The organism is Psychrobacter sp. FME5 (genome assembly GCF_014861375.1).
Classification (GTDB): Bacteria; Pseudomonadota; Gammaproteobacteria; order Pseudomonadales; family Moraxellaceae; genus Psychrobacter.
The window spans coordinates 1-6,862 of record NZ_RRYX01000134.1 but is presented as its reverse complement, the minus strand read 5'-3'; the positions used below and the strand labels follow the sequence as shown (position 1 = coordinate 6,862).

4 protein-coding genes are annotated in these 6,862 nt (G+C 42.4%); 3 read left to right on the top strand and 1 reads right to left on the bottom strand.

Features of this window, described 5'->3' with window-relative positions:
• Positions 1-197: 197 nt before the first annotated feature.
• Positions 198-1,667, top strand: coding sequence for a Na+/H+ antiporter NhaC (gene nhaC, locus EI161_RS12760; protein ID WP_192529718.1), 1,470 nt, complete (start codon positions 198-200; stop codon positions 1,665-1,667).
• Positions 1,668-1,918: 251 nt separating this feature from the next.
• Here nhaC and EI161_RS12755 read toward each other — a convergent pair whose 3' ends face one another.
• Entirely contained in the window at positions 1,919-3,091 is a 1,173-nt protein-coding gene (locus tag EI161_RS12755) for a Fic family protein (protein ID WP_192529717.1), read from the bottom strand.
• A gap of 612 nt (positions 3,092-3,703) precedes the next feature.
• Here EI161_RS12755 and EI161_RS12750 point away from each other — a divergent pair.
• Positions 3,704-6,073, top strand: a complete 2,370-nt coding sequence (locus EI161_RS12750; protein WP_192529716.1) for a type I restriction-modification system subunit M — start codon at positions 3,704-3,706, stop codon at positions 6,071-6,073.
• On the top strand, positions 6,073-6,681 hold the full coding sequence (locus EI161_RS12745; protein WP_192529715.1) for a restriction endonuclease subunit S: 609 nt from the start codon (positions 6,073-6,075) through the stop codon (positions 6,679-6,681). The genes EI161_RS12750 and EI161_RS12745 overlap by 1 nt, the downstream gene beginning before the upstream one ends.
• Positions 6,682-6,862 lie beyond the last annotated feature (181 nt).

Below are 6,862 nucleotides of genomic sequence, written 5' to 3'. Positions count from 1 at the left end.
TTCTCTTTGTTGTGGTAAACAAGAGTGTAAGGCGTTGCTTATTTTTTTCAACTATTTCCCAATTCTATACAGCCCCTAGTCATGATAAGCTGCTTTTTGCGTGATTAAGTGGCCGATTTTGTTTCTACGGTTTATTCAGTGTGACTAAAATATAAGAACTTAATCATCTGTAGATAATTAAAAAAGGGCAGTTGCAAATGAATGGCTATGGCAAAACTCAGGAATTTAAAAAACCTTCTTTTAAGTTGGCGGCGCTGGCGTTACTGTCGGTCATTTTTAGCCTCGTTTTATGTATCATGATTTTTAAAACCGTATCGATACAAGTAGGTTTGCTGCTCGGAATGGTTTTTGTCACCTTAATATCCAGAACCTTGGGCTATAGATTTAATGATTTAATGGTGCTGATGCAAAAGAGCATCGGAGAATCGACCTTTGGCTTATGGTTTTTTATTGCGATTGGCGCAATTATTGCGGCATGGATGGCAGCGGGGACCGTTCCGGCTATTATTTATTATGGCTTGGGGTTTATTTCACCCACTGTTTTTTTGCCAGCTGGGTTTATCTTATGTACGATAACCGCGTTGAGTACCGGTACATCGTGGGGAACTGTCGGTACGGTAGGTATTGCCCTTGTAGGTATCGGTCAGGGTTTGGGTATTCCGCTGCCCATAACGGCGGGTATGATTATATCTGGTGCGATTACTGGAGATAAAATGTCTCCGGTTTCTGATACGCCAAATCTTACCTCGATGTCGGCAGGTGCGGATCTGTATGAAACACTCAAGGCCATGATGCAAACGATAGCCCCTGCTTTTTTTATTACTTTAGCGTTGTTTGTATACTTAGGTTTCCGCTATGGCTCGGATGATGCGAATTTGAGTATCATTAATGAAACGCGAAGTGTGTTAGCAGCTAACTTTAATTTAAACCCCATCGTTATGCTGCCGATAGCCATTCTTTTGACCTTAAATGTTATCAAATTTCCCTCTTTACCATCTATGACGATAGCGGTGATTAGCGGTTTGGTGGTCGCGGTTGTCTTTCAGGGTGCTAGTGTGCCTGAGGCGTTAGAGTTTTTAAATGCAGGGTTTGAAATCTCTACCGGTTCGGCTTATGTAGATCCCATATTAAATCGTGGCGGCATCCAAAGTATGATGTGGACATTTTCGGTGGCATTTATGGCGCTGTCATTGGGGGGGATTTTAAGTAAAGTGGGCTATATGGAGACATTGATCGCTGGGCTGGTGAGCAGAGCCAAAACGGTTGGCTCATTAACCTTGCTTGCTATGATGTCTTCAATGACCTCAACGGCGGCATTTGGTGAGGCGTATATGTCCTTTATTTTAAATGGTGAACTGTTTAAGGAGCAGTTTGACAAGGTTGGTCTAAGTCGGGCGATGCTGGCGCGTATCGTCAGTGAAGGTGGATTGATGATGGCACCCGTCATGCCGTGGACCACGTTTGGCGCATTTGCAGCAGCAACGCTTGGTATTAGTGGCTTTGCGTTTGCGCCCTATGCCTTTATGAGCTTTTTAAGCCCAATATTATCTGTGCTAATGACCTATTTAGGGTTAGCAGTCGTCTGGAATAATAAGAAAAATAAGGGCATAAAAAGGTTTGAAAATGTCGACCTTTCTAATGAGCCTGTTTTTATAGCAAAACAATAACCTTCAAGCGTAGCTTTAAAGTAGGGGGCTGTAGAGGTCTTAGGTAATGCTAGGGAAGGGTGAAATACGATGATTGGTGCGCTCGGCGGGAGTCAACCATAATCGCCTACCCCTTGACAGTAAAAGGATAGGCGATTTCTTTAAATTATTTTAACAACAGATTTAACAACATTTCGTTATCGCTAATGATCAAAATTTATTTTTTGAGTGACTACTCGCACTTTGACTATTTCACTTTGAATAAAGTCCTCTTAAATTGCTAAAACCAGTTTTCCGTCTTGTTCAGATAAAAAACCTGCATCTATTAAAGCGCCTATATCTCGATAAAAAGTTCTTTCCGTGAGATTACTGTATAAAGCTTTGATTTGCGGATTACGCAATAATGCAGCAGAGGTGTAATTATCACTAAGCCCCATCATGACCATAATAGTATTAAACTGTCTTTCAGAAATCACTTTATTAAACTTCGCACTATTTAAACTGCCTTGATACAGTAAAAAACCAATTAATTGATTGCATTGGTCGTGCAAGTCATTAATCGTTTGCAGCATACCCTCCATCACAAAATCAATAAAAGCTTGATTGGGCATCTCCTTTTTAGCTTTGGCTTGTTTGCGGCAATGGTTGAATAAAGCAAAGTACTCATGAATGTTTTTTTGATAGTACTGCCATATAGCTGATGATGACAGTCTATATCCTGATTGCTCATATATTAGCATCTCAATTAAGCGCCCCGTCCTGCCGTTGCCGTCCCAAAAGGGATGAATAAGCTCAAAATAGTAATGAGCCAAACTTGCCCGAACAATCACGTGCTGACCAATAATAGCAGGGCTATTTAGCCACTCAATCCAAGCCTGTAATAGGTACTCAATGTCTTTAAGGCACTTCGGGGGCTGATAACGCCCTCCAGACTCTGTATTACCTACATAAGTCTTTTGCCATTTTTCATTATCTCTAAATTGCCCAACTGGGTTATGCCCTTCATCTAAGCCTTGCGAGACCAAAGCATGCAGGTGTGTAATATCTGCTAATAAGAAGAGTTTGCCTTGTGTAGGCTCAAACTGTAGATTACGATGTTTGTTTACCCATAGCAAAGCGTCTTTTAGATTAAATAAGCGTTTTTCGGCTGTCTTCTGAAACTCTTTTGGATCGGTATGTAAGATATCATCCGTTTCTTCTTCGCTAAACTCTCCACCCTCAATGGTATTGGTGCTGTAAACACTACTGACCAAAACCTTATCTTGAATCTTATCTATAATTTCCGGCACTGTTGGCGTTTTATTAAAGCGTAACTGAGCATCATCAATACGCCTCAAAAGTGCTTCATCAGGCAAGCAGCCAAGCGCGAAGGTGAATGCGCCAGACCGATGGGTCATAACTCTAAGTGTGTTATCGTCAATCCACTCTTTAGACTGTTCTGCCATAAAAGTAACCCCAAGTTGTCAAAGAAAATGTCAAAAGTAATTTCAGTTTAAATCATTATAGAACAAAGGGTTCAGAAAAATATACATTGAAAGTGTCAAAGAAAATGTCAAGGTTTTTGTCCAATTAAGATGAAAGATGCTTAATTGGGCGCAAGACAGGCAGAAGTAGTGTGCGTTTTTCGTGCGTCTTCTTCCATCGTGCTTAGTGGATCTTGTCGTACTTGGCAGCCTATAGCGCGTTTGTGGCTGTTTCTGGAGTACGATTATTCGCACCAAAAATCACAGTGCCAGCTCGCACTTACTTGCAGAACGAGATAAACCCAAACTTGGGCTTATCTCAAGCCAGACTCTTAAGTGTATTACTGTGATTTGCTAATACTAAAACCAACTTGCAATTTTCTTCCATGGGGTTGAATTGCTGAGCGCGTCGTACAGCAAGTTTTTATACGACGAAAAATACTATCTTTCTTATAAATCTCACATTCAGACTTGCCGAGTAATGTCGAATACCCTTATGATGGTTACATTTTGACTAGGATGAGGTAATCACTTCACTGCCTAGCATACGATCTAAAAACTCTATCCTTGCTCAACAAACAATAAGACGAACCCATGACCAAAAACTTCTCAAACACAGCGGCTTTCATTTGGTCTGTCGCTGATTTATTACGCGGTGATTTTAAGCAATCTCAATACGGCCGTATTATCCTGCCATTTACATTACTTCGCCGCTTAGAGTGCGTATTAGAAGAAACCAAAGCAAACGTCGTCACTGAGAGCCAGCGTATCGCTGAGAAAGGCTTGTCTGAGGAAGCGCAAGAGAAGTTCCTAATACGTGCCAGCAAGCGACCGTTCTACAATATCTCGCCCATGGATCTAAGCAAGATGGGTCAAAGCGATATCAAAGATAACCTGAACACTTATATCCAATCCTTCTCTAAAGATGCACGTGAGATATTTGAGCACTTCAAGTTTGAAGAGTTTGTCGGTCAGTTAGCGGATGCCAACCTACTGTATAAAGTGGTGCAGAAATTTGCCAATACTGATCTCAGTCCTGAAGCTATCTCTAACCATGAAATGGGCTTTGTGTTTGAAGAATTAATCCGCCGCTTTGCTGAAAGTTCTAACGAGACCGCAGGGGAGCATTTCACCCCACGTGATATCGTCCGCCTGACCACTTCACTGGTATTTATGGAAGATGATGATGCGCTGACCAAAGACGGTATTATTCGCACCATTTATGACCCTACAGCGGGGACGGGCGGTTTTCTATCCTCTGGTATGGAATACGTGCTAGAGCTGAACCCTGATGCGGTCATGCGTACCTATGGCCAAGAGCTGAACCCTGAGTCTTATGCCATCTGTAAAGCCGACATGCTGATTAAAGGGCAAGAAGTGAATAACATTAAGCTGGGTAATACCTTGTCCAGTGATCAGCTGGCAGGTGAGCAGTTTGATTATATGCTATCGAATCCGCCGTTTGGGGTGGATTGGAAAAAGATATCAGGTGAGATCAAAGATGAGCACGAGCAAAAAGGCTTTGACGGTCGCTTTGGGGCAGGCTTGCCACGCGTGTCTGATGGCTCGCTATTATTCCTTATGCACTTGCTGAGTAAGATGCGTCCAATCGTTAGTCACGAGCAAGCGACAGACAACAGTTCTCAAAACAGCAATCAGGGCAGCCGTATCGGTATCATCTTAAATGGTTCGCCGTTATTCACGGGCGGCGCGGGTAGTGGTGAGAGTGAGATTCGCCGTTATATCTTAGAAGCCGATTTGCTTGAGGCCATCATCGCTTTACCAACCGATATGTTCTATAACACGGGTATCGCTACCTATGTATGGGTGTTAAGCAATAAGAAAGCCCCTGAGCGTAAAGGTCACGTGCAATTGATTGACGGTAGTAACCTATACAGTAAAATGCGTAAATCGCTTGGCTCAAAGCGTAATGAGATGAGCGAAGACGATATCAAGACCATTATCCGTAGCTTTGGTGACTTTGAAGTGGTCGATGCGCGTGTACTCGATAAACCAGAAGAGGTTAAGTCGAATCGTGGTCGTCAGTCTGCTAATCCTAAAGCGGAGCCTGCTAAAACCTTTGCCAGTAAGATATTTGCCACCCATGAGTTTGGCTATCGCCGCCTGACCATTGAGCGGCCGCTACGTCTGTCAGCGCAGCTATCTGATAGCGCCATTGATAGCTTGCGTTATGCGCCCAAGCCTTTTGATATGGTCATGCCAGCGTTATATGAAGCCTTTGGTGGTGACTGGACGACTGATAGCTATGGTGATTTATCAGCGGTCACCTTAGAAGCACGCGCGATGATTAAGGCCGACTTCTCTGAATTGAAAGAAAGCCAAGTCAAAGACGTGCTTGGTTCTAAAGTATGGCAGTCGCAGCTTGTGCTGATGAATAAAGCGAAAGCCTTGCAAACGGCTATCGGTGAAAATCAATTCGATGATTTTAATGAGTTTGAAAAAGTGTTCAAGCAAGCGTTAAAAGATGCTGATGTGAATCTTTATATCTCTTTAGATGCTAAGGAGAAAAAGCAGCTGATGGATGCTATCACTTGGAAAAACTCTGAAGCAGAACCCGTCATCAAAAAAGCGGTCAAGGTTGTCAATCCGTTGTACGGTGCATTCAGCTATATCGACCCTGCCAGCAAGACCAAAATAGTTGAGTTCCAAACCGACAGTGACCTACGCGATTATGAAAACGTGCCGCTTAATCCTGAGGTCACCACCACGGCATTGATTGAAGATTACTTTGCCAGAGAAGTGCAGCCGCATGTGCCTGATGCGTGGATAAATGCAGATAAAGTAGATGCCATTGATAACGAGATTGGCATTGTCGGCTTTGAGATACCGTTTAACCGTCATTTCTATGTGTACGAGCCACCACGCGCACTGAGCGAGATTGATGCAGACTTGGATGCGGTCAGTAGCGAGATTATGCAGTTATTGGGTGAGGTGCATTCGTAATGGCGAAGTATCAGCAATATGCAGAGTATAAAGCTTCAGGGGTTCCGTGGTTGGGACAAGTTCCTACTCATTGGGGAGATAAACCGCTTAAGTATTTATGCACTTATAACGATGAAGTTTTGCCAGACTCAACTAGTAAAGAGTTGGAATTAGAGTATGTGGATATTGGGAGTGTTTCATCAACCGAAGGTATCACAAACACCGAGAACATGGTTTTCGAAAATGCTCCTTCAAGGGCAAAAAGAATTGTGCAAGACGGTGATGTTATTGTTTCTACTGTACGAACTTATTTAGAAGCTATTGCCCCTATAAATAATCCACCAAAAAATATGATTGTTTCAACTGGATTTGCAGTGATACGTCCTAGCGAATATTTATATAAAGGTTATGCTGCTTATTGTTTGAGAGCAAAAGGTTTTATTAAAGAAGTTGTATCTTTATCTGTTGGTGTCAGTTATCCAGCCATTAATGCTACTGACTTAGTTAGCATTAAAATTCCATCATTACCGTTTAACGAACAAATTATAATTGGTGAGTTCCTCGACCACGAAACCGCCCAAATTGACACCTTAATTGATAAGCAGCAAACCCTTATCCAGCTATCTTAGATTAACACATGAAGTGCAATACCAAATGTGAGGTGAAAAAAAGACCTAGATGCGCTAGCATCAAAGTTTTTATCCACCGACCAAAGTGAGATTGCAACCATGAACTATACACATCTAAGCCTAGGTGAACGATACCAGATTTATGCCCTTAAAGGGGCAAAACATAGTATTAAATTTATAG